This is a genomic window from Peptostreptococcaceae bacterium (assembly GCA_016649995.1).
Lineage (GTDB): Bacteria > Bacillota > Clostridia > Peptostreptococcales > BM714 > BM714.
Genome location: JAENWJ010000005.1, coordinates 32,632 through 58,611, shown reverse-complemented (window position 1 = coordinate 58,611; position 25,980 = coordinate 32,632). Strand labels below are relative to the sequence as shown.

The 25,980-nt window shown below is 39.3% G+C and carries 28 protein-coding genes; 22 read left to right on the top strand and 6 right to left on the bottom strand.

The window, feature by feature from the left end; genetic code table 11:
• Positions 1-160: 160 nt before the first annotated feature.
• From gyrA to dnaA, 6 genes are all read right to left on the bottom strand, one after another.
• Entirely contained in the window at positions 161-2,599 is a 2,439-nt protein-coding gene (gyrA, locus tag JJE29_02205; GenBank protein ID MBK5251443.1) for a DNA gyrase subunit A, read from the bottom strand.
• 94 nt (positions 2,600-2,693) lie between these two features.
• Complete coding sequence (gene gyrB / locus JJE29_02200; GenBank protein MBK5251442.1) at positions 2,694-4,607, bottom strand: DNA topoisomerase (ATP-hydrolyzing) subunit B; 1,914 nt, start codon at positions 4,605-4,607, stop codon at positions 2,694-2,696.
• A gap of 101 nt (positions 4,608-4,708) precedes the next feature.
• Positions 4,709-5,854: a DNA replication/repair protein RecF gene (gene recF, locus JJE29_02195; GenBank protein MBK5251441.1), complete on the bottom strand. Its 1,146-nt coding sequence runs from the start codon at positions 5,852-5,854 to the stop codon at positions 4,709-4,711.
• 26 nt (positions 5,855-5,880) lie between these two features.
• Positions 5,881-6,105 (bottom strand): RNA-binding S4 domain-containing protein, encoded by a 225-nt coding sequence (locus JJE29_02190; protein MBK5251440.1) that lies wholly within the window; start codon positions 6,103-6,105, stop codon positions 5,881-5,883.
• A gap of 33 nt (positions 6,106-6,138) precedes the next feature.
• On the bottom strand, positions 6,139-7,245 hold the full coding sequence (locus JJE29_02185) for a DNA polymerase III subunit beta (protein ID MBK5251439.1): 1,107 nt from the start codon (positions 7,243-7,245) through the stop codon (positions 6,139-6,141).
• Positions 7,246-7,432: 187 nt separating this feature from the next.
• Entirely contained in the window at positions 7,433-8,770 is a 1,338-nt protein-coding gene (dnaA, locus tag JJE29_02180) for a chromosomal replication initiator protein DnaA (protein MBK5251438.1), read from the bottom strand.
• A 561-nt stretch (positions 8,771-9,331) separates the two neighbouring features.
• Here dnaA and rpmH point away from each other — a divergent pair.
• From rpmH to JJE29_02070, 22 genes are all read left to right on the top strand, one after another.
• Positions 9,332-9,475 carry a 50S ribosomal protein L34 gene (gene rpmH, locus JJE29_02175; GenBank protein MBK5251437.1) on the top strand — a complete coding sequence of 48 codons (144 nt, stop codon included), beginning with the start codon at positions 9,332-9,334 and terminating at the stop codon, positions 9,473-9,475.
• A gap of 50 nt (positions 9,476-9,525) precedes the next feature.
• On the top strand, positions 9,526-9,861 hold the full coding sequence (gene rnpA / locus JJE29_02170; GenBank protein MBK5251436.1) for a ribonuclease P protein component: 336 nt from the start codon (positions 9,526-9,528) through the stop codon (positions 9,859-9,861).
• 1 nt (position 9,862) lies between these two features.
• Complete coding sequence (gene yidD / locus JJE29_02165) at positions 9,863-10,072, top strand: membrane protein insertion efficiency factor YidD (GenBank protein MBK5251435.1); 210 nt, start codon at positions 9,863-9,865, stop codon at positions 10,070-10,072.
• 31 nt (positions 10,073-10,103) lie between these two features.
• Positions 10,104-10,817, top strand: a complete 714-nt coding sequence (locus JJE29_02160; GenBank protein MBK5251434.1) for a membrane protein insertase YidC — start codon at positions 10,104-10,106, stop codon at positions 10,815-10,817.
• A 6-nt stretch (positions 10,818-10,823) separates the two neighbouring features.
• Positions 10,824-11,453, top strand: a complete 630-nt coding sequence (locus JJE29_02155) for a protein jag (protein ID MBK5251433.1) — start codon at positions 10,824-10,826, stop codon at positions 11,451-11,453.
• Between the two features lie 67 nt (positions 11,454-11,520).
• Positions 11,521-12,897, top strand: coding sequence for a tRNA uridine-5-carboxymethylaminomethyl(34) synthesis GTPase MnmE (gene mnmE / locus JJE29_02150; GenBank protein MBK5251432.1), 1,377 nt, complete (start codon positions 11,521-11,523; stop codon positions 12,895-12,897).
• Positions 12,898-12,915: 18 nt separating this feature from the next.
• Positions 12,916-14,805 (top strand): tRNA uridine-5-carboxymethylaminomethyl(34) synthesis enzyme MnmG, encoded by a 1,890-nt coding sequence (mnmG, locus tag JJE29_02145; GenBank protein ID MBK5251431.1) that lies wholly within the window; start codon positions 12,916-12,918, stop codon positions 14,803-14,805.
• Entirely contained in the window at positions 14,798-15,532 is a 735-nt protein-coding gene (gene rsmG / locus JJE29_02140; protein MBK5251430.1) for a 16S rRNA (guanine(527)-N(7))-methyltransferase RsmG, read from the top strand. Before mnmG ends, rsmG begins: the two co-directional genes overlap by 8 nt.
• Positions 15,525-16,301: a ParB/RepB/Spo0J family partition protein gene (locus JJE29_02135; protein MBK5251429.1), complete on the top strand. Its 777-nt coding sequence runs from the start codon at positions 15,525-15,527 to the stop codon at positions 16,299-16,301. The genes rsmG and JJE29_02135 overlap by 8 nt, the downstream gene beginning before the upstream one ends.
• A 258-nt stretch (positions 16,302-16,559) precedes the next feature.
• Positions 16,560-17,336 (top strand): ParA family protein, encoded by a 777-nt coding sequence (locus tag JJE29_02130; GenBank protein MBK5251428.1) that lies wholly within the window; start codon positions 16,560-16,562, stop codon positions 17,334-17,336.
• On the top strand, positions 17,337-18,212 hold the full coding sequence (locus JJE29_02125) for a ParB/RepB/Spo0J family partition protein (GenBank protein ID MBK5251427.1): 876 nt from the start codon (positions 17,337-17,339) through the stop codon (positions 18,210-18,212).
• Positions 18,213-18,243: 31 nt separating this feature from the next.
• Positions 18,244-18,402, top strand: coding sequence for a hypothetical protein (locus JJE29_02120; GenBank protein MBK5251426.1), 159 nt, complete (start codon positions 18,244-18,246; stop codon positions 18,400-18,402).
• A 44-nt stretch (positions 18,403-18,446) separates the two neighbouring features.
• Positions 18,447-20,462 (top strand): sigma 54-interacting transcriptional regulator, encoded by a 2,016-nt coding sequence (locus JJE29_02115; GenBank protein ID MBK5251425.1) that lies wholly within the window; start codon positions 18,447-18,449, stop codon positions 20,460-20,462.
• Positions 20,463-20,669: 207 nt separating this feature from the next.
• Positions 20,670-21,170 (top strand): Na+/H+ antiporter subunit E, encoded by a 501-nt coding sequence (locus JJE29_02110; GenBank protein ID MBK5251424.1) that lies wholly within the window; start codon positions 20,670-20,672, stop codon positions 21,168-21,170.
• Complete coding sequence (locus tag JJE29_02105) at positions 21,160-21,432, top strand: cation:proton antiporter (protein MBK5251423.1); 273 nt, start codon at positions 21,160-21,162, stop codon at positions 21,430-21,432. Before JJE29_02110 ends, JJE29_02105 begins: the two co-directional genes overlap by 11 nt.
• Positions 21,425-21,721 carry a monovalent cation/H(+) antiporter subunit G gene (locus JJE29_02100; GenBank protein MBK5251422.1) on the top strand — a complete coding sequence of 99 codons (297 nt, stop codon included), beginning with the start codon at positions 21,425-21,427 and terminating at the stop codon, positions 21,719-21,721. The genes JJE29_02105 and JJE29_02100 overlap by 8 nt, the downstream gene beginning before the upstream one ends.
• On the top strand, positions 21,718-21,957 hold the full coding sequence (locus JJE29_02095) for a DUF4040 domain-containing protein (protein ID MBK5251421.1): 240 nt from the start codon (positions 21,718-21,720) through the stop codon (positions 21,955-21,957). Before JJE29_02100 ends, JJE29_02095 begins: the two co-directional genes overlap by 4 nt.
• Entirely contained in the window at positions 21,954-22,232 is a 279-nt protein-coding gene (locus JJE29_02090) for a hypothetical protein (protein ID MBK5251420.1), read from the top strand. The genes JJE29_02095 and JJE29_02090 overlap by 4 nt, the downstream gene beginning before the upstream one ends.
• Entirely contained in the window at positions 22,225-22,668 is a 444-nt protein-coding gene (locus JJE29_02085; protein MBK5251419.1) for an MnhB domain-containing protein, read from the top strand. Before JJE29_02090 ends, JJE29_02085 begins: the two co-directional genes overlap by 8 nt.
• 1 nt (position 22,669) lies before the next feature.
• A complete protein-coding gene (locus tag JJE29_02080) occupies positions 22,670-23,029 on the top strand; it encodes a cation:proton antiporter subunit C (GenBank protein MBK5251418.1) in 360 nt (119 codons plus the stop codon).
• A gap of 1 nt (position 23,030) precedes the next feature.
• Positions 23,031-24,512, top strand: a complete 1,482-nt coding sequence (locus JJE29_02075; GenBank protein ID MBK5251417.1) for a monovalent cation/H+ antiporter subunit D family protein — start codon at positions 23,031-23,033, stop codon at positions 24,510-24,512.
• A 21-nt stretch (positions 24,513-24,533) separates the two neighbouring features.
• Entirely contained in the window at positions 24,534-25,976 is a 1,443-nt protein-coding gene (locus tag JJE29_02070) for a monovalent cation/H+ antiporter subunit D family protein (protein MBK5251416.1), read from the top strand.
• The last annotated feature ends 4 nt before the right edge of the window (positions 25,977-25,980 follow it).

The window sequence follows — 25,980 nt, the reverse complement described above, 5'->3', positions numbered from 1 at the left end:
GGCTATAAATAACAAGTATACTTTTTTTATGTTTTACCATTGCCGTCCCCCGCATTCTTAATTAGTGATAGTATCAAGGCTTGGATTTTTTATAGTAAGGTTTTTTACTATTTCGTACAACAAAAATCCGCATCTTGCGATGCGGATCTTCCATAGCATATTATTTGTCGTCAATCTCCACTTCAGCCTCAAGCACCTTCGCTATAGATACAACCGAATCACTCTCATCTATCCGCATTAACTTGACCCCTTTAGTGCTTCTTCCCATGGTGGATATTTCATCCACTTTCAATCTTATAACTATACTGGAAGAATTGATGATGAACAATTCATCTTCCTCGTCAACTACTATCGCGCCTGCAAGACGACCTGTTTCATTAGTTGCATTATAAGTTTTAACGCCCTGGCCGCCTCTAGTCTGAACCCTGTAAAGACCCATTCGGGTCCGTTTTCCGAATCCGTTTTCACTTACCACTAGCAACTTCCTGCTGTCGTCCGCGATTTCAAGGCTTACCACATGATCGTCTTTTTTTAATTTGATTCCCTTGACGCCTTTGGTATTTCTTCCTACGCTACGAACTTCCTCCTCTTTAAACCTTATAGATAAACCATTTTTTGTGACCAGCATTAGATCCCGTTTACCGTCTGTCTTTATTACCTCAATAAGCTCGTCGCCATCCTTTAGATTGATGGCGATAAGTCCTGTTTTCCTGGAAGAATCATATTGGCTAAGCTCGGTTTTTTTAATTATTCCATTTTTGGTAGCCAGAACCAAGTAAGAACTGTCCTCGAAATCCTTAAGTGGAATAATGGCTGTCACTTTTTCGTCATTATCCAATTGCAAAAGATTTACGATAGCCGTTCCCTTGGCCTGTCTCTTGGCTTCGGGAATTTCATATGCCTTTATCCTATATACCTTCCCCTTGTTGGTGAAAAACATAATATAGTTGTGTGTCGTTGTTGTAAATATATTCTTTACAAAGTCTTCTTCTCTCGTTGAAAGCCCTGTTTTTCCTCTGCCTCCACGCTTCTGGCTAGTATATGTGTCGCTGGGAACCCTTTTCACATATCCGTAACGCGTTAGGGTTATTACTGCTTCCTCGTCAGCTATTAGATCTTCGTTATTCATATCCTCGGCTTGCGCTCTGATTTCGGTACGACGGTCATCACTGAACTTATCTCTTATTTCGGTTATTTCCTCTTTTATTATGCTCATAAGGAGTTTTTCGTTTGCTAGTATTTCCTTGTATTTATTGATTTTTTTGGTAAGATCCATGTATTCGTTTTCGATTTTTTCTCGTTCAAGTCCCGTCAGCTTCTGAAGCCTCATGTCCAATATGGCCTGCGATTGAATTTCTGAAAGTGCAAATCTATCAGAAAGTTGGTTTCTTGCTTCATCAGCATTTGCAGATTTTTTAATCAAAGCTACTATCTCATCAATATTGTCCAATGCGATTCGGAGACCTTCAAGAATATGCGCGCGCGCTTCTGCCTTATTTAAATCAAATTGCGTCCTTCTCGTCAAAACATCCTTCTGATGGATAATATAATGAGAGAGTATTTCCTTAAGATTCAATGTTTTTGGCTCACCATTGACCACGGCAATCATTATTATGCTAAACGTTGTTTGCAATTGGGAATGTTTATATAGCTTATTTAAGATTATCCCTGAATTTGCATCCTTCTTCAGTTCGATTACAAGCCTTATTCCTTCCCTGTTGCTTTCATCCCGCAAATCCGAAATGCCTTCTATTTTTTTATTTCTTACCAAATCAGCAATACTCTCAATTAGTTTTGATTTGTTAACCATATAAGGAATCTCTGTTACTATCAGCGCTTCCCTTCCCCTTTTCATATCTTCGAGTTCAATCCTCGCACGAACTCTCGCTTTGCCTTTACCGGTGCGATAGGCCTGCTTTATCAATTCCGTTCCCATAATAATTGCGCCCGTCGGGAAATCCGGTCCTTTTACAACTTTTATGAGTTCGTTTATTTCAGTCTCCGGATCATCTATCAGCATTATTGTCGCATCTATTATTTCCCCAAGATTATGCGGGGGTATCGACGTAGCCATTCCTACCGCAATTCCGCTGGAACCGTTAACTAATAGATTTGGGTATCGGCTAGGCAGAACAGACGGCTCCAGAAGCTCTTCATCGAAGTTCGGCACAAAATCCACTGTTTCTTTTTCTATGTCCCTAAGCAATTCTTTTGAAATTTTGGCTAATCTCACCTCTGTATAACGCATGGCGGCTGCGCTGTCGCCATCAATTGACCCGAAATTGCCATGCCCGTCTACCAACAAGTACCTTGATGAAAATTCTTGCGCCAAGCGTACCATTGCGTCATATACGGCCGTATCTCCATGGGGGTGGTACTTACCCAATACATCACCGACAATACGCGCGGATTTTCTATGGGGTTTGCTCGGATCAAGATTCAACTCATTCATAGCATACAGAATCCTTCGGTGAACAGGCTTGAGTCCGTCCCTGACATCCGGCAATGCCCGGCCCACGATGACGCTCATTGCGTAATCAATGTATGATTTCTTCATTTCCTTTGTGATGTCTACTTGAATGATATTCTTGGTTTCCATTGTTTCCATTGTTTCCCTCCCAATTTCTTGCTCACTAACTCAATTTGCTCATTAATCTTGTTTTTAAAGAATATCCATTATTGATATCGTTTTTCTATATATCTAGATTTTTAACATATTTAGCATTTTCCTCTATAAATTCCCTTCTGGGCTCAACTTTATCACCCATGAGAATAGTAAAAATTTCATCTGCTTCCACAGCATCTTCTATAGCTACTCTTTTCATTATTCTCCTTTCCGGATCCATGGTGGTTTCCCACAATTGTTCCGGATCCATTTCCCCGAGACCTTTGTATCTTTGTAGGCTTATTCCTTTTCTCCCAATATCGGCAAGAAGTGTGTTTAATTCTTCATCTGTATAAACGTAGTGTTCGCTCCGTCCCTTCTTTACTCTATATAAAGGCGGCTGGGCTATATATACGTATCCGTTCTCCAAAAGGGGTTTCATGTATCTGAAGAAAAATGTCAAAAGCAGTGTCCTTATGTGTGATCCATCGACATCTGCGTCAGTCATTATTACAATTTTATGGTACCTTAGGCTGTCCAGGTCGAATTCGTCTCCGATCCCGCAACCAAATGCTGTAATCATAGCTCTTATTTCAGTGTAATTGAGCATTCTTGTCAGATTCGCTTTTTCAACATTAAGTATTTTTCCCTTAAGCGGCAAAATAGCCTGTATAGCTCTGCTTCTTCCCTGTTTTGCACTGCCTCCGGCCGAATCTCCCTCTACAAGAAAAATTTCAGTTTTCTCGGGATCCTTTTCTGAGCAATCTGATAATTTTCCAGGCAATGAAAGTCCATCCAATATACCTTTTCTTCTGGTAAGTTCTCTTGCTTTTCTGGCGGCTTCCCTGGCTCTTGAAGCCTTGATGCATTTTTCGATTATTGATTTTGCATCCGCTGGATTTTCTTCCAAAAACCTTTGGATCACTTCTCCTGTTATGGATTCCGTAATTCCCCTTATCTCACTGTTTCCAAGCTTGGTTTTTGTTTGTCCTTCAAATTGCGGCTCTAGCAGTTTTATAGAAACAACAGCCGTCAAGCCTTCGCGTATATCCTCTCCTTGAAGATTTGTATCCTTTTCTTTCAAGTAATTGAACCGGCGTGCGTAGTCGTTTATGTAACGCGTAAGCGCCGTCTTGAAGCCAATTAGATGGGTTCCGCCCTCCTGGGTGTTGATGTTGTTTGCATAGGTGAATATATTCTCGGTATAGGCCGTTGTATACTGCAGTGCCAATTCTACAGTAGTATTGTCCTTTTCGGACTCGGAATATATTATGTTTTCGTGAATTGCATCTCTATTCTTATTTAAATATTTTATAAATTCTTTTATTCCGCCTTCATAATGAAATGTTTCTTTTTTTTCTTTTTCATCTCTTTTGTCTTCTAATATTATTTGAATTCCCTTGTTCAAAAAAGCCATTTCTCGAAGTCTATGCCTTAATGTATTGTATTCAAAAATCACTTCATCGAAAATTTGATCGTCCGGCATGAAAACGGATTTAGTACCCGTTTCTTCGGTTTTTCCAATTACTTGCAGTTCCGTTACTGTGTATCCTCTTTCATAACGTTGCTTGTAAATTTTACCGTTTCTTTTAACCTCGACCTCAAACCACTCTGATAAGGCATTTACAACAGAAGCTCCCACGCCATGCAATCCACCGGAAACCTTGTATCCGCCGCTGCCGAATTTTCCCCCTGCATGAAGAACTGTATGAATAACTTCCACTGCAGGTTTTTTCATTTTCTTATGCATATCAACCGGCATTCCGCGCCCGTTGTCTATAACTGTTATGGAATTATCTTCGTTAATGGTTACTTCTATTCTACTGCAATATCCTGCCAATGCTTCATCTATACTGTTGTCAACTATCTCATACACCAAATGATGCAATCCTCTTTCTCCGGTTGATCCAATATACATTCCAGGTCTTTTTCTAACGGGGTCTAACCCTTCCAAAACCTGAATTTGGTCTGCATTATACTCCTGCGTAACTTTTGCTATCAATTTCTTTACCTCCCTGAGGTTTTTCTATAATATAATCCGTTATTATAATAAGAAAAATATCTATTTGATTCTCTTCCATCTTATCTATTTTATCATTTTTCTTATCTTTTTACTGCAGGCGGCATGCCTCTTTTGTTTTTTTCCATTGCCCTGCCGCCATCTACATAAAAAATTCTACCATCTTTTATGTCCTCTTTTAATAATTCGGGAATTTCTGTCATTGTTACAAATATTTGTACATTTCTCAGACTTTTTATCAATTCCATTTGCCTGCTTTCATCAAGTTCACTCATTACATCATCTAAAAGAAGAATTGGATATTCGCCGGTTTCAGCCTTCACTATCTCTATTTCAGAAAGTTTCAAAGAAAGTACTGCTGTCCTTTGCTGTCCCTGCGAACCGAAATTTCTAACATCTATTCCGTTTATCGTTATAGATAAATCATCCTTGTGCGGACCGCAGGTTGTATATCCCCTCTCTAAATCTTGCTCTCTTCTTTTTTTCATTGTTTCAATAAAAATATTTTTCTTTTTTTCAGCATCATTTTCTTCTTCATTTTTTATGTTTGCTTTATATAAAACTTCAATATTTTCTTTATTCCCTGTGATTTTTCGATGTTTTAGCCTGGAAATCGTATTCAATCTTTTTATGAATATATTTCTTTTTTCAATAATCCTTGATCCTTCAATGGCAAGCTGTTCATCCAAAACATCCAATAAATCCATAGAAATATTATTGTACTTATTTTGTCTAAGCAAATTGTTTCTTTGAGATAAGATGCGATTATACTGTAAAAGGTGATGATAGTATCCCGGACTTATATGTGAAATCTCACGATTCATGAATCTTCTTCTTTCTGAGGGACCTTCCTTTACCAGTTTTAAATCCTCCGGAGAAAAAATCACAACATTCATTTTTCCAAAAATGTCAGAGAGCTTTTCAAGACTCGATTCATTTACTCTTATTTCTTTTTTCCCTTTTTCTCTCCATCTTAAATCTATTTTCTGCTCTCTCCCTCTGCAAAAGAATTTTATTCTCAATGCGGCATTTTCTTCTCCCATCATAATCATATCCCTGTCGTTGGATGTTCTAAAAGACTTTCCAAATCCACCAACATACAGTGATTCTATTATATTTGTCTTTCCCTGTGCATTCATTCCATAAAAAACATTAAGCTTTTTATGGAATTCAAGAGAAATACAATCATAATTTCTAAAATTCATCAAGTTGATACCCATAATATACACTAAAATAGCTTCCTTTCATTCTTATTTCAATATAGGCTTTTGTTGGAATCAATTTTAAATTCCTTACCTTGAAATTCCACTATATCTTTCTTTTTAAGCTTCCTGCCCCTTCTTTTTTCCACCTCTCCATTGACCTTTACAAACCCATCAATAATAACAAGCTTGGCATTTCCTCCTGTTCCCACTTCTCCGCAAAACTTAAGAAATTGCTCAAGTTTTATTATTTCAGTATCAATAAATACAGTTTCCATTTTATCTCCTTTATTTTAATGTTTCATAAAAAATCATTCAGCCGACAACCTTACAGGAAGCACAAGATATGTATAGTCGTTTTGTCCTATTGGCCTTATGATGCAAGGATTAACACTTGTAGTTAAATCAAGATAAACATCTTCACAATCCAATACTCTCAATACATCAATGAGATATTTTGAATTAAAACCTATTTGCATATCTTCTCCTTCGAGCTCAATTGAAACCTTTTCCTCAACGCTTCCAATTTCGGCGTTGGAATTAATTTTCATTATTTCGTCTTTGATGCTTATCTTTATAAGATTATTTTTACCTTCTCTTGCAAGAAGTGAAGCTCTTTCTAATCCATCCAAAAAACCTTTAGTTTTCACTTTTACTCTTGTTTTATATTCATTTGGTATTATTTGCTTATAATTTATGAAATCGCCATCGAGAAGTCTCGAAGTTATTCTAACTCCATCTATTGTAAACAATACATGGTTTTCTGAAAATGAAACCAATACGGATCCCTCGGACTCGTTTCCTATTATCTTCATTATTTCATTAAGTGTTTGAACCGGAACAACGGCTTTATTCTTATTCTTTCCTTCAACCATAACCTCTTTTATTGCTAATCTATATCCATCCAAAGCAACTACCGAAGCCCTGCCTTCATCTATTTCAATTAGCTCTCCAGTCAAAATGGGTCTTGTTTCATCTATCGAAGCAGCAAAAGCCGTTTGCCTAACCATATTCTTAAACACATTCTTGTCGAATGTGTAGATATTTTCATCCATAACCTCGGGAAGAGACGGAAATTCTTCTGCCGGCTGCCCTATAAGGTCAAAATTTGAACCCTCACAACTTATATGAACATTATTATCTCCATCTGCTGACAGTGTGATGTCCGAATCGGGAAGTTTTCTTATTATATCTCCAAAAAGCCTGGAGGAAATTACTACCGATCCGTTTTCCAAAACTTCAGCCTCTATTTCATTTTCAATAGCTATATCCAAATTATTTCCTACCAATCTGAGATAATCATTGTTTGCCTCTATGAGTATTCCTTTAAGTATGGGCAAGGTAGTTTTATTTGATGCTGCTTTTTGTACAATATTTACTGCTGCTGCAAGTTGTTTTTCGTTGCAAATAAATTTCATTGTTGGTACCTCCTTGATATGGGTGGTTTTATGATATTAATAGAAAAAAGGATAGTAGTAATAGCAGTAGGGCCTGTTGATTTGTTGAAAAGGTATCCTAAGCTTTATGAATGAAGGGATTGGAGATTTAAAAACCCTGTTGATAACTTTGTATTTATTAAAGAGTTTTCAACAGGGTTTTTAGCACTCATTCTCCCTTTATTTCTTTAATTATTCTCTGTATTTTAATTTTTTCCTCATTATTGGAAACTATTATTTTTGAAATCTTGTCATATGCATGAATTACTGTTGTATGGTCTCTTCCTCCGTAGTTTTCACCTATCTTTGGAAGCGAAAGATCGGTCAATTCTCTGGATATATACATTGCCACCTGTCTGGGAAAAGAAATAGACCGATTTCTTCTTTTGGATTCAAAATCTTCCTTTTTTATTCCGTAATGGCGGCCCACAACATCTTTTATTAAAGAAATTGTTATTTCTTTCGTGCGAGATGTAGAAAAAATATCCTTTAGCGCTTCGTTTGCAAGATCGGGACTAATTTCTCTATTTGTTAGGGATGAAAAAGCGCATACTCTTGTAAGGGCTCCCTCTAATTCACGTATATTTGAACGAATTTTGCTGGCTATGAAATTAAGGATGTCATCTGAAACTTTAATTTTTTCTGTTTCTGATTTTTTTCGAAGGATTGCAACCCTGGTTTCAAAATCAGGGGCCTGTATGTCTGTTATAAGACCCCATTCGAACCTCGACCTTAAACGGTCTTCAAGGGTAGGTATTTCTTTTGGAGGACGGTCGGAAGAAATTATTATCTGTTTATTTGCTTCGTGCAGTGCGTTGAATGTATGAAAGAATTCTTCCTGCGTTCTTTCTTTTCCGGCAATAAACTGAATGTCGTCAATTAAAAGAACATCAATATTCCTGTATTTGTTGCGGAAAAGAACATTTTTATCGTCTTTTATTGAATTTATGAGTTCGTTTGTGAACATTTCACTTGTGACATATACAACTTCGGAATCACTATTCTTATTTTTAATAAAATGGCCTATAGCATGCATTAAATGGGTTTTCCCAAGACCTACGCCTCCATATATAAAAAGAGGATTGTAGGCTTTTGCTGGAGATTCTGCTACAGCTAAAGAAGCTGCGTGAGCAAATTGATTACTGTTTCCAATGACAAATGTATCGAAAACATATTTTGGATTCAAATTGGAAGACTTTGAAAAAGAAGATGAAGGATTGGAAAAAGCGTCTGTATCTTCCTTACTTTGGGATTCAGAGTCGGAAAGAATAAATTCGATTTTAAGAGGGTCCTCTGAAAGTTGATTCATTGCGCTTTCTATCAATGTAGCGTAGCGTGCTTCAAGAATCTCTTTGTTGAATTTGTTAGGGGCGGAAAGAAAAAAGACGCCATGGTCCAATTGTACCGGTCTGAGAGTTTTAAGCCAGGTATTGAAACTGACCGGAGATAATTCGACTTTTATTAGTTCCAGAGTTTTTTCCCAAAATGCATTGATATTACTGTTCATTGAAGTCCTCCTTATAAATACTTAAAGCGTTTTTGAAACAAGGTTTCCACATTGAATAGGGATATTTGTTATTGCAATTAACGATATCGGACAAGCTTTAATTATCAACAGAAAATTAATCTGGCAAGTCCGGAATATGTTTATTAACTTGTAGAATAATAAATATCAACAAGCACTAGAAAATAATATCAACACATGATACTGATTGAAATATGCAGATAAACAGAAAAGAATAAACAGTTTTTCAGCAATCAATGTTGATAAGTAATAAAAAAAAGAATTAAAAAGTTATCAACAGGTATAATAATAATAACAAAACGAAGGAGCAGTTTCAATTGAATGGAGTAAAATTATCCACAAGAAGTGAAAAAAACAATACATTTATCCACAAAACATTAATAGCCTGAACCCCTTATCATTTGTGGGTCATATAATGGCCGGAACCCCTTATTATTTCTTGACATAGGGTGGGCATAGGGGTATAATTACTAAGCGCAGAGTCGGAAAAGAATATATAGGATTCAAAGTATATATACAGGGCAATAGAAGGAGGTGTTTCAAATGAGAAAAGGTACTGGTACTTTCCAACCGAAAAAGAGACAAAGAAAAGTTGAACATGGCTTTAGAAAAAGAATGAAAACAAAGGCTGGAAGAAATATATTGAAGAAACGCAGATTAAAAGGAAGAAAGAAATTGAGTGCCTAAGACCGCTTCTAGTGGTCTTTTTCTGTAAACAGCGTTTTGAGGAGCGGAAAATGAACAAGCTGAGGAAGAGTAATGAGTTCAAGGAAACATACAGCAAGGGAAAATCCGTTGGAAGCCGATATATTGTTTTGTTTTACAAAAAAAATTCGAGGGCGGAGACGAGAATAGGGTTTACAGCAAGTAAGAAAGTTGGCAATAGCGTAAAGAGAAACCGGGCACGAAGGCTAATGAAGGAATCTTTTAGGCATATGAATCCTGCAATTGAAGAAGGATACGATGTTGTTGCTATAGCTAGGGTTACTATAAATGAAGCCGATTACAAAGGTGTTAAGGATTCATTTGAAAAGGCCGTCAAAAGAGCGGGTATTATAAAAACGGGTGTTTAGCATGAAAAAAATTTTAATAAAAATGGTTGAATTTTATCAGAACGGAATTTCTCCATACTTGCCTAAAAGTTGCCGATATGTACCAACATGTTCACAATATATGATAGAGGCATTGGAAAAATACGGGGCGCTTAAGGGAGCTTATATAGGAATAAAAAGAATATTGAGATGTCATCCCTTTCATCCGGGAGGGTATGATCCTTTAAAATAATAACGGACATAGTATACAGGAGGATAAATTTTTGGGCGTATTAGCGAAACCTTTAGGAGCTTTATTGCATCTTATTTACAATATGGTGGGGAATTATGGTGTGGCTATAATTCTGTTTACTATTGTTGTAAAAGTAATTCTTTTACCATTGACATTCAAGCAGCTTCAATCAACGAAGGCAATGAATGACATTCAGCCGGAACTCAAGAAACTGCAGGAAAAATATAAAAGCGATAAGACTACACTTAATGAAAAGACAATGGGTCTGTATAAGGAACACAATATCAATCCCATGGCAGGATGCTTGCCTCTATTGATACAATTACCGATTCTTTTCGGTCTGTTTGCAGCACTCCGAGCGCCTGTTGAGTATGTTTTTGCAGGAGACGCGGTAGCGGCAGCCATAGCGACATCCGCACCTTTCTTATGGATGGCGAATCTTTTGGATCCCGATGTTTTAACGGTGCCATTTACGTTGCCGTTATTGGGCAATAAAATTCCGTGGATTTTACCGATTCTTGCAGCCGTAACGACATATTTTTCAATGGTTATGTCGGCTGGCAAGCAAAAGGGTGGAACGCAGCCTCAATCGATGAAGACAATGAGCATAATGATGCCTTTTATGATACTTTTCTGGGGAGTAGGTTTTCCGGCGGGCCTTACGCTTTATTGGGCTGTAAGTAATTTATTCCAAATGGTACAGCAATATTTCCTAAACCATAGAAGCAATGTTAAGGAGGCGTAATGTTTTATGCAATCATTGGAAAAGAGAGCAAGAACAGTTGAAGCGGCAATAAACATCGCCTTGGACGAATTGATGCTGACTAGGGAAGAAGTTGAAATAGAGATAGTGGAAGAGCCTAAAAACATACTCGGGTTGATAAACATAAAGCAAGCAGTTATTAAGGTATGGAGAAAGGCCGATGCTGAAGATTTAGCTGTGAATTTTCTACAGGAAGTACTCATTTACATGGGGGAAAAAGTAGAAATAGACGCAAAGTTAAAAGATAATACTCTGTATTTGGATTTGTCGGGTCCGAACATGGCGATTCTAATAGGAAAAAGAGGAACCACATTGGATTCCCTGCAATATTTAACAAGTCTGGTTGTAAATAAAGGCAAAAAAGAATATATAAGGGTTATAATCGATACGGAGAGTTACAGAAATAAGAGAGAGAAAACGCTAATTAAATTAGCCGAAAAACTAGCTTACAAGGCTAGAAAATACAAAAAGGACGTTGTTCTTGAACCTATGAACCCATACGAAAGAAGAATAATTCATTCGGCGCTTCAGGGCAATGAGGATATATCCACAAGGAGTGAGGGAGAGGATCCCTACCGAAAAGTTAGAATATATCTTAATAAGAAGCATAACAGTTAAGAAGATGGATATGTCGATGAAACCCAGTTGCCGCTGGGTTTTTATTGCTTATTAGAGAGGTGAAAACATGTTTGACGAAACGATTGCGGCGATTTCGACAGCCCCGGGAGAGGCGGGAATCGGCATTGTAAGAATCAGCGGATCGAAGGCTATTGATATTCTAGATGATTTATTTGAACCGAAAAGAAGAGAAAGCATTAGAGAATATGGACAGAGAAAACTGGTATACGGTTTTATTTCTGACGGAAAAGAGCGGATTGACGAGGTTTTGGCAGTATATATGAAAGGGCCTGGAACATATACCGCAGAGGATGTTGCTGAAATAGATTGTCATGGAGGGCTTGTTCCGTCGAGAAAAATACTTGAAATGGCCTTGAAAAAAGGTGCTCGTGCTGCAGAGCGCGGGGAATTTACAAAAAGGGCATTTTTAAATGGAAGACTTGATTTGGCTCAGGCCGAAGCGGTTATGGACCTGATAGGGGCAAAAACCGACAAAAGCTACGACATAGCGCTTGACCAGCTTGAAGGCGGCCTTTCAAAGAAGGTAAGGGGAATACGGAACAAGCTTCTATCATTGCTGGCACAGATCGAAGTTGGAATCGATTATCCGGAAGAGGATATCGAGGATATCACTTATGATGAAATATTGAAACTTGAGGAAGCTGCAGAAAAAGAAGTAAGGGAATTGCTTAGGACGGCCGAAACGGGAAAAATAATGCGTGAAGGATTACAGACGGTTATTATTGGGAAGCCTAATGTTGGCAAATCTTCACTGTTAAACGCAATGCTGCAGGAAGCAAGAGCTATTGTTACAAATATTCCGGGAACGACTCGCGATATAATAGAGGAACACCTTAACATTAGAGGAATTCCACTCAGGATAGTGGATACGGCGGGAATACGCGAAACTGAGGATATGATTGAGAAAATGGGGGTTGAGCGAAGCAAGGCGTTTTTCAACAAGGCTGATTTGGTTATTCTTGTTTTAGATGCAGGGGAAGAGCTTAGAAAAGAAGATCGTGAAATAATGGAGTATGTAAAGGGCAAGAAGGCCATAGTTTTGATAAACAAAACGGATCTCGATGTAAAAATCGATGAAGAAGAGATAAAAAATATGCTCGGAGACAAGGCTATAATAAGGGCATCTGTTCTGAATGGATCAGGACTTGACGAACTAGAGGATAAAATAGTTGAAATGGTTTATTCTGGCGAGCTTTTTCAAAGAGTGGACACGCTTGTAACAAGCGTCAGACAAAAGAATGCGCTTGAAAGGGCTCTCGCAAGCATATTAGAGGCAATTGGGGTTACACATGAAAAAATACCGTATGACTTCATAGAAATTGATATTAAAAACGCTTACGCCTATCTTGGAGAAATCATAGGGGAAACGGTTGGAGAGGATATAATCGACAAGGTTTTTTCTGAATTTTGTCTTGGCAAGTGATTTTTGGAAGGGGAGCTTATGAAAAATTTTGTTGCTGAAGAATACGATGTCATAGTCGTTGGAGCGGGACACGCAGGCTGTGAGGCGGCACTGTCTTCTGCTCGAATGGGTATGAAGACTTTGGTTGTGTCCATAACCCTAGATGCCGTGGCCATGATGCCATGCAATCCATCCGTTGGAGGAACAGGCAAGGGCCATCTTGTGAGAGAAATTGACGCATTGGGAGGGGAAATGGGCCTAAACGCCGATAAGTCCTTCATCCAAAGCAAGATGCTAAATACCGCAAAAGGGCCAGCTGTTCACTCATTGCGTGTTCAGTCTGACAAGCAGAAATACCATACAGAAATGAAAAAAGTGATGGAAAAACAGGAAAACCTGAAGCTAAAACAGGCTGAGGCAACTGAACTCATAGTCGAAAATGGACAAATTATGGGTATAAAAACAAGAACCGGGGTTGTTTATAAAGCCAAAGCCGTTATTCTTGTTACCGGAACTTTTTTGGCTGGAAAAATATTCATTGGCGATGTTAGCTATGAAAGTGGACCAAATGATTTGAGGGCAGCAACAGAGCTGTCGAAATCAATGAGGAAATGCGGAATTGCGCTTAGAAGATTCAAGACGGGAACTCCGGCAAGGGTGAACAGCTCGTCTATCGATTTTTCAAAGATGATTTTGCAAGAGGGAGATAAGGAAACTATTCCTTTTTCATTTATGAATGACCATTTGGAATCGCCTCAAGTACCGTGTTGGTTAAGTTATACCAATCTTGATACACACGAAATAATTTTAAGCAACATCAATCGCTCAGCCATGTACGGAGGGGAGATTGAAGGGCCTGGTCCCAGATACTGCCCGTCAATTGAGACAAAATTGGTTAAGTTCGCTGACAAGAACCGGCACCAGCTTTTTGTAGAGCCTGAAGGGCTTTATACAGATGAAATGTATGTTCAGGGTATGTCTACAAGCTTGCCTGAGGAGGTTCAGGTAGCATTTTACAGAACCATAAAGGGGCTTGAAAAAGCGGATTTGATGAGACCGGCATATGCCATAGAGTATGACTGCATTGATCCAACAGATTTGAAACTGTCCCTTGAATACAAGAAGATAGGCGGATTGTACTTTGCGGGACAAATAAACGGATCTTCTGGTTATGAGGAAGCTGCGGCTCAAGGATTAATGAGCGGAATAAATGCGGCTTTAAAAATAAAGGGAGAAGAGCCTTTTGTGCTTGACCGTTCTGAAGCGTACATTGGAGTATTGATAGATGATTTGGTAACAAAAGGAACGAATGAGCCCTATAGAATAATGACATCGAGAGCTGAATATCGTCTTGTCTTAAGACAAGACAATGCTGATTTTAGACTTACGGAAAAAGGTTTAAGGTTAGGATTGGTAACAAAAGAGAGACATGACAGATATTTAAACAAAAAGAAACAAGTGGAAGAAGAAATGGAAAGATTGAAAAGCGTAAAGAAAAAACCGAGAGAATTAAAAGAATTTTTAGAGAAAAACGGGAGTTCTCAAGTCAATAATTCGATTTCGCTTTACGATTTGTTAAAGAGACCGGAGCTTGACTATAAAAAATTGGGAGCCATAGACATTGATCGCCCTATTCTTGTGAGGCAGGCAGTTACCCAGGTTGAAGTTGAGATTAAATACGAGGGATATATTGTAAAACAGAAGCAGCAAATCGAGCGGTTTAAAAAGCTGGAAAAAAAGATGCTAGCCTCGGGCATTGATTATTTAAAGATATCGGGGATTAGACTCGAAGCAAAGCAAAAGCTAAACAGCATAAAGCCTGCTTCCGTTGGGCAGGCATCGAGAATATCCGGTGTTTCGCCCGCAGATATATCAGTGTTGATGATTTATCTAGAGCAAAATCGTAGGAAGGCAAAACATAATGGATAAAAGGCTGCTTTCTTCAGGATTGGCTTCAATGGAAATAAAGTGTTCGAAAGAAATTGAGAATAGATTCGAAAGGTATATTGAATTACTTTTGGAGTGGAACGGCAAAATGAATCTTACCGCAATAACCGATGAAAAGGAAATTGTCATTAAACATTTTCTCGATTCAGCAACCTGTTTGAAAATTGAAGGAGTTTCAGGCGCCAAACGAATGATTGATGTTGGAACGGGAGCGGGCTTTCCGGGATTGCCGCTGAGGATACTTTGCGGCAATGGAGAATGGGTTTTGGCCGATTCATTGGGGAAAAGAGTAAATTTTTTACGGGAAGTGATTGATAAACTTGATTTATCTGGCATAAGTGCGATTCATTCAAGAGCGGAGGAACTAGGTAGGGACAATGTACTTAGAGAAAGTTTTGATTTGGCAGTGTCAAGAGCAGTAGCCAATTTGGTTGTTTTGAGCGAGTATTGCTTGCCGCTTGTTTCAGTAGGAGGTCTCTTTTTATCGATGAAAGGACCAAAAGCGGACAAAGAAATTGAGGATGCTGAATATGCGATTAAATTATTGGGAGGCATAGTAAAGGATAGAATATTGATAAAAAACCCCTATATGGAATCCCAGCATGAAATAATTGTAATTGAAAAGGTGTCAAGAACCCCGGAAAAGTATCCGCGTAAGCCGGGAAAACCTTCAAAAAAGCCAATTTTCAAGGAGATAAAAGATGAATGAAATTATTTATGTTCAAACTGTGGATATAAAACCAAACCCACATCAGCCGAGGAAGATCTTTTTGGAGAAGTCGCTTAGTGAATTATCGGACTCGATAAAAAAATATGGGGTAATACAACCGCTTACGGTAAGGAAAATAGATGGAAGTTACGAGTTGATTGCAGGAGAGCGCAGGCTTAGGGCTGCGGAAAAAGCCGGACTTGATTATGTTCCGGTGCTTATGAAAAACATGAGCGACGAGGATTCTGCCATAGTTGCGCTTGTCGAGAATCTACAGAGGGAGGATTTAGACTTTGTGGAGGAGGCAATAGGGTATCAAAGGCTTATGTTGGATTACAATATGAAGCAACAGGATATTGCGAGATATGTTGGAAAGAACCAATCCACAATAGCTAATAAGCTTAGGCTTTTAAAGTTGTCTGATGGGCAACTTTTGGTATTGAGAAGCAATGGATTGACAGAAAGGCATGGAAGAGCACTTCTGAAACTTAACGATGAAAAAGATCGAGACAAAATGATAAAGGAAATAATCAAGAACGATTTAAACGTGAGACAAACGGAGACGGCAATAGAAAAGAAGATGGAAAAGGAAAAGAAGAAAGACAGAAACCAGACTTTTAAGTCGGCAATGAACATGAGAATATATACAAACACAATAAAGAATGCATTCAAGGAAATTTTAAAGACCGGAGTTAAAGCGGAATATGAGGAGTGCGATAAAGGTATATATTATGAAATAAGGATAAAAATACCAATCAATAAAGAATGATGAAATGTTTCACGTGAAACAAAACCGCAGACAATGCGGTTTTTTATTTTTCGGGAGAATAGTAAAGCCGATTTTAGCTGAAAAACATTCGAAATAGAGAGACGATGCATATTTTGGATAGAGGGACTCCTTGGGAGGGGCATTTTTTCCGAAACAGCAAAAAATGTAGGGCTTGCACTTATAAAGAGGGGAAAAATAATCTATAATATAATAGAGAGAACAAAGATAAAATATATAAGCGATCGGGGAGTGTAATTCATGGGAAAAGTCATTGCCATTTTCAATCAAAAGGGTGGGGTCGGCAAAACAACTACAAATATTAACCTCACTGCGAATTTGGGAAAGATGGGGAAAAGAATTCTTGTAATAGACATAGATCCTCAGGGAAATACTACAAGTGGGTTCGGGCAGGCCTCAAGATATCTTAAAAACACTATTTATGATGCTTTGCTTGGTGATGAGGAAATAGAAAAATGTATAATGAAATCTAAATTTAGAAACATAGACTTGATTCCTGCCGATATGCAGCTTGCAGGGGCAGAAATTGAGTTAACAGGTATTAAAGCCCGCGAATTTAAGCTTAAGAAGCTTATTGAAACAACAAAGGATGAGTACGATTATATATTTATAGATTGCCCTCCGTCACTTGGCCTCTTGACATTGAATGCCTTGACAGCTGCAGATGGGGTTTTGATACCAATCCAATGCGAATATTACGCATTGGAGGGTGTGAGTCAATTGATGAATACGATTGGATTGATTAGGAATAAACTCAACCCTGCCTTGGCAATAGAGGGAGTGCTTTTAAGCATGTTTGATAAAAGGACGAATCTTTCTGTGCAGGTTGTTGAAGAAGTAAAGGAGTACTTCAAGGAAAAGGTATACAAAACGGTTATACCAAGAAATGTGCGATTGGCAGAGGCGCCAAGCTATGGACTTCCAATCACAGAATATGATCCGAAATCGCGGGGGGCACAGGCCTATCAGGCGCTTGCGGAGGAATTCTTAGCACTGGAAGGAAAGGAGGAGGTTTAATTGTCTAAAAAGAGAAGTGGTTTAGGGAGAGGGCTGAATGCGCTAATTCCAGCAACGGATACTGGAGAAAAAGAAGAAGGCGTTTCTTTAAAGGAACGGATTCATGACATAGAAATAGGATTAATTAAAACGAATCCGAACCAGCCAAGGAAACACTTTGACAAAGATAAAATCGAAGAGCTTGCAAAGTCAGTAAAAAGACATGGAATCATACAGCCTGTGATTGTAAGTCAAGAAGAAAAGGGTTACCGTATAATCGCGGGAGAAAGAAGATATAGGGCAGCGAGAGAAGCAAATTTAAAAAGTGTTCCTTGCATTATTAGAGAGGCAAAGCCGGCTGAAAGAATGGAGCTTGCACTAATTGAGAATCTCCAAAGGGAAGACCTTAATCCGATTGAGGAAGCTATGGCATTTAGATTGCTTATGGATGAGCATGGACTAACACAGGAAAAGGTGTCGGATGTTGCAGGAAAAAGCAGGCCTTATGTGGCGAATTTGATAAGGCTTTTGGGACTAGAAGATGAAATAAAGGGATTGATAGCTGAAGGAAAGATTACAGGTGGTCATGGGAGAACCTTGTTGGGGCTACCTTCCGGTGAAAAGCGAAAAATGCTTTTAGAGAGAATTGTTGAAAAAGGACTATCAGTAAGGGAAGCTGAACGTCAAGTGAAATTAATTTTGAGTGAGAAACAGGAAAAAAATTATAAAAAACCTATAGAAATCGATCCGGAAGTACTTATAATGGAAGAAACCCTAAGAGAGAGGTTCGCAACAAAGGTGAACATAAAAAATGGAAGAAAAAATGAAGGGAAAATAGAGATTTCATATCACGGTTTGGATGAATTTGAAAGGATAATGAATTTATTGAGAAAATAATTGTTTCACGTGAAACGAAAGGAGAATATTTATGAGGAATATAAATTTTGCATTGGGATTTCAATTGATTAATGTTGTTATATTGCTAGTTCTCATTGTGGCATCTATTTATTCGTTTGTCTTGTTTATAAAACTTGCGCGCAGGGGAATAAAAGCCCTTGATATATACATAGGCAGAAGCAAGGAATAAAAAGTGCGGTTGGGAAACACCTGCAAGAATGAACGGGGGTGCGTATGTCTGCAAACAAGATTTACAATAGAAACAATCAAATAAATGATGCATGGTCGCAATTCATGGAAAGCGGAAATATCGACAGAGACATAATAAGGAAAGAGATTGCTGATTCGTGGATCAGAAGTCGTAAAGAACAGGTAAATCCCATGGGGGAAGGGGAAAAGAACTCAAAATCGAAAACCCTTAAGGACAGGGAGGTTCAGCTTCGTCCGCTTCTCAGGATTGCCAAGCCATTCATGGAGAGCTTATACAACATTTCGGGAAGCCATGGCCTGTTGGTAAGGCTTACAGATCCGGAAGGATACGTGGTGGAGTGCCTTGGGGACGAGGATTCAGTTGAAGCATACAAGAAATTGAATCTTTACAAGGGAAACAATGTGAAAGAAGAGACCATTGGGACCAATGCTATTGGAATAGCATTGAATACAAGAAATCCAATACAGGTGTTTGCAGCCGAGCATTATGCCAAAAGATACCATAAATTTACCTCGTCTGCATGCCCGATAAAAAACGCGGAAGGTGAATTGCTTGGAATACTAAGCATGACCGATTCCTACGAAAAGGTGCATCTTCATACGCTTGGAATGGTTGTGGCGTCTAGTGTTGCTATCGAAAAACAGTTTAAAATTGACAAGATAAACAGGCAGCTTAGGATTGCGAACCATCATTTTTCAACGATAATAGAGCAAATTAATGAAGGATTGATATGTATTGACAATGAAGGAGTAATAACGGATGTTAATCTTATTGCACGGCATATTCTTAAAAGGACAGAAAAAGAAATTATAGGAAAAGACATTAGTAAAATGGTAAAAATCGGTGACCGATTGAAAAGCATAGGAAAAAACATTGCAGAGGGTCATTATAACAATGAGGAATTGGAATTCATACTTAAAAACGGCAAACGCGTTGTTTGTATAGCCACCATAGCGTCTATCAAGGATATTGAAAAGGATGTTCTGGAAGGCGTCATATTGACCTTCCATGAAGTCAAAACGGTCCATAATCTGGTAAACCGGATTGTCGGATCTCAGGCCCGCTTTACGTTTACGGATATAATGGGAGAAAGCGAAGCAATAAAAAAGTCAATCAAAATAGCTGAAGGAATGACCCAATACAATACCACTGTGCTTCTACAGGGAGAAAGCGGAACGGGCAAGGAGCTTTTCGCACAGTCAATACATAATGCCGGGCCAAGAAGAAAGCATCCGTTTATTTTCTTGAATTGCGGAGCTATACCGCGCGATCTGGTTGCCAGCGAATTGTTCGGATACATCGAGGGAGCCTTCACCGGGGCTAAACGCGGGGGACATCCTGGGAAATTTGAACTGGCTGACGGGGGAACAATCTTTCTTGACGAGATAGGAGACATGCCATTGGATACCCAGGCAAATCTTCTGAGGGTGCTTGAAACACAGGAAGTGGTACGAGTTGGAGGCCATGATGTGATCCCTGTAGATGTTAGAGTGATAGCGGCCACCCACAAGGATTTGAAGGGCGAAGTGGAAAAAGGTAATTTCAGAGAGGATCTTTTTTACAGATTGAACGTCATGCCTATAATGATTCCGCCCCTAAGGGAAAGAAAAAAGGACTTCAAGCCCCTCATATCGTATTTTATGGAAAAATTCAGCAGGCAAATGGGGAAGGATATACGGGGCATTGATGACGCCTTCTTTGAGCGGATGAGCGGATATCCATGGCCGGGGAATGTTAGGGAGCTTCAAAACGTTATGCAACAGATAATAAGCGTTGTAAAGGATGGCGAAGTTTTGTCGGCAGAAGATATCCCGCAATACATGAAAGCGACTAATCTTCTCAATGAGACTGATTCTCAAAATCAAAAATTTTTCACCCTTCGTGAAATCGAAAGCATGGCAATTCATAAGACTATAGAAAAAGCAAACGGCAACCTATCAAAAACAGCACGTATATTAGGTATAAGCAGAAGCTCTCTTTATAGAAAGATGAAGGAATATGACATCAATACGACCCATAATGGGACATGTGTTCTATAATAAAACACCAAATATCATAATATGCTGGACAACTGTAGCAAATTAGAACACTTCAATTTATAGACGGGTTCGGTTTGCTATTTTATTTTTGCAGAAGAAGGTTGAATAGGTTGCAATTGCAGGGGATTGAAAAATATTTGGGAGATAACAGTAATTGGCATGAATTTTGCGTATATTATAGAGTATGGAATTTGGGAGGTGCGGCTGATGAAAAAGAATAAACCCAATAAATTTTATTTAATTCTCATGATTGTTTTTTGGCTTATTCTTACAGAAAGCATAGATATGCAAATGGTTTTGACGGGCATTGGCATATGTTTTCTTGTATTTTATATAAATATGGACATACTTGAAATTAATTTCGGGTATTCATTTAAGAATAAGAAAAAACTACTCTATTTATTTCAGTATTTGCTTTTGCTGTGCAAAGAAATAGTTTTTGCCAATTTTCATGTCGCAAAGATTGTTCTATCTCGGAAGCTGTTGATAACACCTAGCATAATAAGTTTTGACACTCGTCTCGAAAAACCGCTTAGTAGAACGATATTAGCCAATTCAATAACCCTGACCCCTGGGACATTGACCGTAAAGATGGATGGAAAAAGGCTTATTGTTCATTGCCTTATGGATGAGTATGTGGAGGGTGCCATGCATTCAAAGTTTGAAGAGTTGCTATTGAAGGTGGAGGAAAAACCTGATGATGACTAAAATATTTATTGCTTCAATAATATATCTTACGGTCACAGTAACCCTTTGCACGGTTAGAGCCGTAAAAGGGCCGACTCCCGAGGACAGACTCATAGCGATAAATGTAATAGGGACAAAAACGACCGTTATAATAGCTGTTGTCTCTTGCATTCTCAAGGAAAGTTATTTCCTTGATGTGGCATTGGTATATGCACTTATCAGCTTTGTGGCTTCCATGGCCATAGCCAACTTCATAGAAGGAGGGGGGAGCCAAATTGATTAAAGAAATAATAATGATCATTCTGATAATCGGCGGGCTTTTCTTTTTCACCGTGGGAACGGTTGGTATTTTGAGGCTTCCGGACATGTATACACGTGCGCACAGCGCAGCAAAGTGTGATACGCTGGGCGCGGTGCTGATTCTATTGGCAACGATTATTTTCAATGGAGAAAGCTACGCGAGCCTGAAGCTGCTTCTTATAATAATATTTTTGTGGGTAACTAACCCCACGGCAACGCATTTGATTGCCAAGGCGTATTACAATCGCTATCGAAAGGAAGATAACAGATGACCATTTTTTCAATGATTGTCATAGTATTTTTAATAGGAGCATCGATTGCCGTATCTGTAATACGCAATTTATTGGGTGCCATAATAGTATTCATGGTATATAGCTTAACGATGGCGGTCCTTTGGCAGCAGCTTAATGCGCCGGATCTTGCAATCACCGAAGCGGCTGTAGGGGCTGGAATAACAACCCTTTTGTTTATCTTTACGCTTAGACGCGTCGGGGGTGGCGGGAAATGAGAAAAATATTTTCTGTTGTATTGGCAACAGCATTAATTGTCATTTTGCTATTCGGGGTTGCCGATTTGCCGACCTTCGGGCAGGCTGAAAATCCTTCAAACAACGAGGTGTCATACAGATATCTTGAAAAGGGAGTGGAGGAGACCGGCGCGGTGAATGTAGTAGCCGGAATTATTCTAGACTACAGGGCATTCGATACCTTCGGAGAAGCGACAGTACTTTTTACAGCGCTAATAACGGTAATTGTGGTTCTCAGGAGGGATGAAGATGAATAAACTCCATAGGGAAGCTGAAAAAAGCGATATTCTGACAGAGGTTGGAAAACTTATTATACCGTTTATACAAGTATTTGCCATATATGTAATATTGAATGGACACCTTTCTCCTGGAGGAGGGTTTGCAGGAGGAACGATTCTTGGGGCAAGCATGATTCTTCATAGGTTGATTTTCGGATGGGACAACCTTATTTCGAGGCTTACATACGAAAGAATGATGAAATGGATGTGCGCGTCGCTTCTTATTTATGGAGCTCTAAAGGGTTATAGTTTTTTGACCGGGGGCATGCATTGGGAAGTCTGGGATATTCCACTCGGAACGCCGGGGAAATTGTTTAGCGGAGGCCTCATACTGCCTCTGAACATAGCCGTTGGCATCATTGTAGCGATAACGATGTATGTATTTTTTAAACTATTCTACGAAGGGACCATCTGATATGGGACACTTACTGGTAAATTACTATGAAACAGGAGCCATCATTTTGTTTGGAGTTGGATTTGTAACGCTTTTGGCTCATGGCAATCTGATTAAAAAAATAATAGGCATGAATATCATGGATACGGCAGTGTTTCTGTTTTTTATAGCCAAGGGATATATCACAGGAAATGAAGCGCCAATAATACGGTCAGCAAAATCGGCGTCAGGTTATGTCAATCCGATTCCCACGGCACTAATGCTTACGGGAATAGTTGTTGCAGTAAGCATCACGGCGTTTGCTTTGGCGCTTACGATTCGCATTTACGAAAACTACGGTACAATCGATCTAAACGAAATTATGAAGATGGGAGGGGAATAAATTGCCACTTTACAATAGCTACCCGCTAATCATCATCCTGATTTTATTTATTTCAGCTTTTGCAATACCGCTTTTCAAGTCAATTCGAATGGCTCGAATCATAGGCCTTTCAGCTGCAGGAGTTTCACTTGTGCTTTCCGTGTTGACACTTTCGGGAGTAAGGGCCGACGGGCCATACTATTTTAGGGTGGGTCATTTTGCTGCGCCATGGGGAATCGAATTCCATATAGGAATAATAGAGGGATTGATGGCTGTTCTATTCATGACTGTTTCTATGGCTGTTCTTTGGTTTTCAATCTACAGCATAGATCACGACTTGACGAAAAAGAAAATTCCATTGTTCTATACGCTTGTGAATTTGCTTGTTGGTTCCTTGCTTGGAATCGTTTTTTCAGACGATCTCTTCAATTGCTTTGTATTTATCGAAATCAGCTCAATTGCTTCATGTGGAATTGTTGTAATAAAAGACAAGAAGGAAAACATAAAGGCAGCCCTAAAGTACCTGATACTAAGTTCCTTGGGTTCTGGTCTTGTACTAATGGGTATAGCCCTTATTTACTCGTTGACGGGACATCTGAACATGGCGAGCAGCCATGAAGTTTTAGTGGCCATTTATCCGGAGCACAGCAGAAACATGCTGATTGCAATAGGTCTCTTTACAGTTGGGCTTGGGGTTAAAAGCGCAATGTTTCCATTGCACACATGGCTTCCGGATGCCCATACCTATGCGCCTGCAGTGTCAAGCGCTCTGCTTTCCGCTTTGGTTCTAAAAGCCTATGTGATATTGTATATAAAAATAATTTATAGGGTTTTCGGAATGGGAATTGTCAGTGAGTTGCCTGTTTTGAACATTGTGCTTCTTTTGGGAGCAGTGGGAATGATAGCAGGATCGGTGCTGGCCATAATGCAGAAGAATTTAAAAAGAATGGTTGCATATTCAAGTGTTGCTCAGATTGGCTATGTATTTTTCGGCATAGGGCTGGGAACAACCATGGGACTTGCTGCCGCCATATTCCAGATTTTCAACCATGCGTTTACTAAGGCGGCCCTTTTTCTTTCTGCCGGAAGCATAATTGAAAAAACCGGAAAGAAGAACATTGCCGATTTGAAGGGGATAGGAAAGGAAATGCCGTTTACATTGGCGATTTTTGCAATTGGGGGCATGTCGCTTGTCGGAATTCCGTTATTGTCGGGATTCAATAGCAAATGGAACTTTGCGGTTGCCGCAATTGAAGCCCAAAGGGTAGAATTGCTTGCGGTTGTCCTCGTCAGCAGTCTTCTGAACGCACTTTATTATTTCCCGGTCATAATAAACGGATATTTTGGCGAGGAAAGCCTTGAGGGCAAGGTATACAAGAACAAAGAGCGTCCGGTTAAGGAGCTGCTTCCGATATTGGTGCTTGTTCTTGGCATCATTTATTTAGGGGTGTCGGGTGGAGGTCTTCTGAGCCTCATAGAAGCGGGCATTCCCGCCATCAAATAGAGCTTGAAGGGAGGGGACCGGATGAATTTCTTGGCATTGGTCCCGATTGTGTTTCCTATGGCCTTGGCCGGAGGAATTCATTTTATCGAATTCAAAAATGAATCGTACAGGAGAGCCTACCTTCTTGGGGGCGTTATCCTTAATTTCTTATTTGCCATGGCGGTCCTTATTGCAGCACCGCCGGCAATGCATATTTTTAAAATCAACGGATTCATGGAAATATGTTTCAAGATAGACGGAATGAGCAGGCTTTTTCTTACAATGACTTCTTTTCTTTGGATTTGTACAACGGCCTATTCATTTGACTATATGCATCATGAAGGCAAGGAAAATAAATTTTTTACGTACTTTCTTATTACACTTGGGGTAATTGTTGGCATTTCATTAGCCGGCAATATCTTTACATTTTATATTTTTTACGAGTTCCTGACTCTTTCTACCTTCCCGCTGGTCATTCATACCGGAACTAAAGAGGCTCTTGCAAGCGGAAAGAAATACCTTATTTATTCGTTCAGTGGCGCTACGTTGGTTCTTTTGGGAATGATTCTTTTGTTTAGCGTTACAGGAACTCTGGAGTTTGTACCGGGAGGAGTCCTAGGCGGGATTGCAATCGGGAATCGTGTGACGGCAGCATATGTAATTTTGTTTCTTGGATTTTCGGTTAAGGCGGCCATGGTTCCATTTCATTCATGGCTTCCGGCAGCCATGGTGGCGCCTACTCCTGTAAGTTCTTTGCTTCACGCGGTTGCAGTCGTAAAGTCCGGTATTTTCGCATTGATAAGGATAACATTCTATCTCTTCGGAGCAGAAGCCGTAAAAGCTATGCATATCAAGGGATACATGAGCATACCAATCGTGTTGACAATTCTGATGGGGTCATTTGTTGCGCTTCATCAAGACAATCTCAAGAAGCGTTTGGCCTATTCGACAATTAGCCAGCTTGGCTACATAATGCTCGGAATAATACTTTTGAATGAGGATGCATTGACTGGCGCATTGCTTCATTTGATAAACCATGCAGTCATAAAAATAACACTGTTCTTCTGTGTTGGTGTAATAATGTACAGGACAGGCTATAAGACGATAGGGGAAATAAGGGGCATAGGCAAGAAAATGCCTATTACAATGGGTTGCTTTTCGATAGCATCAATATCCCTGATAGGTATTCCGCCAACCAATGGATTTGTAAGCAAGTGGTATCTTGCGATGGGCGGATTGCAGGAAAATAGGGCGATATTTGTTGTCATACTCTTGGTAAGCGCAATACTTACAGCGGCATATCTGATGCCTATCGTAATAATGGCGTTTTTCCCGGGGGAAATGGACAGGGAGTTTGAGAACAAGGAACCGCCACTTATGATGCTTATACCGATTGTTGCGCTCACGGGCATTACGGTCGCATTGGGACTTTTTCCGAATGTTGTTTTACATTTCATACAGGATATAGCAAGAAGCTTGATTTGATGAG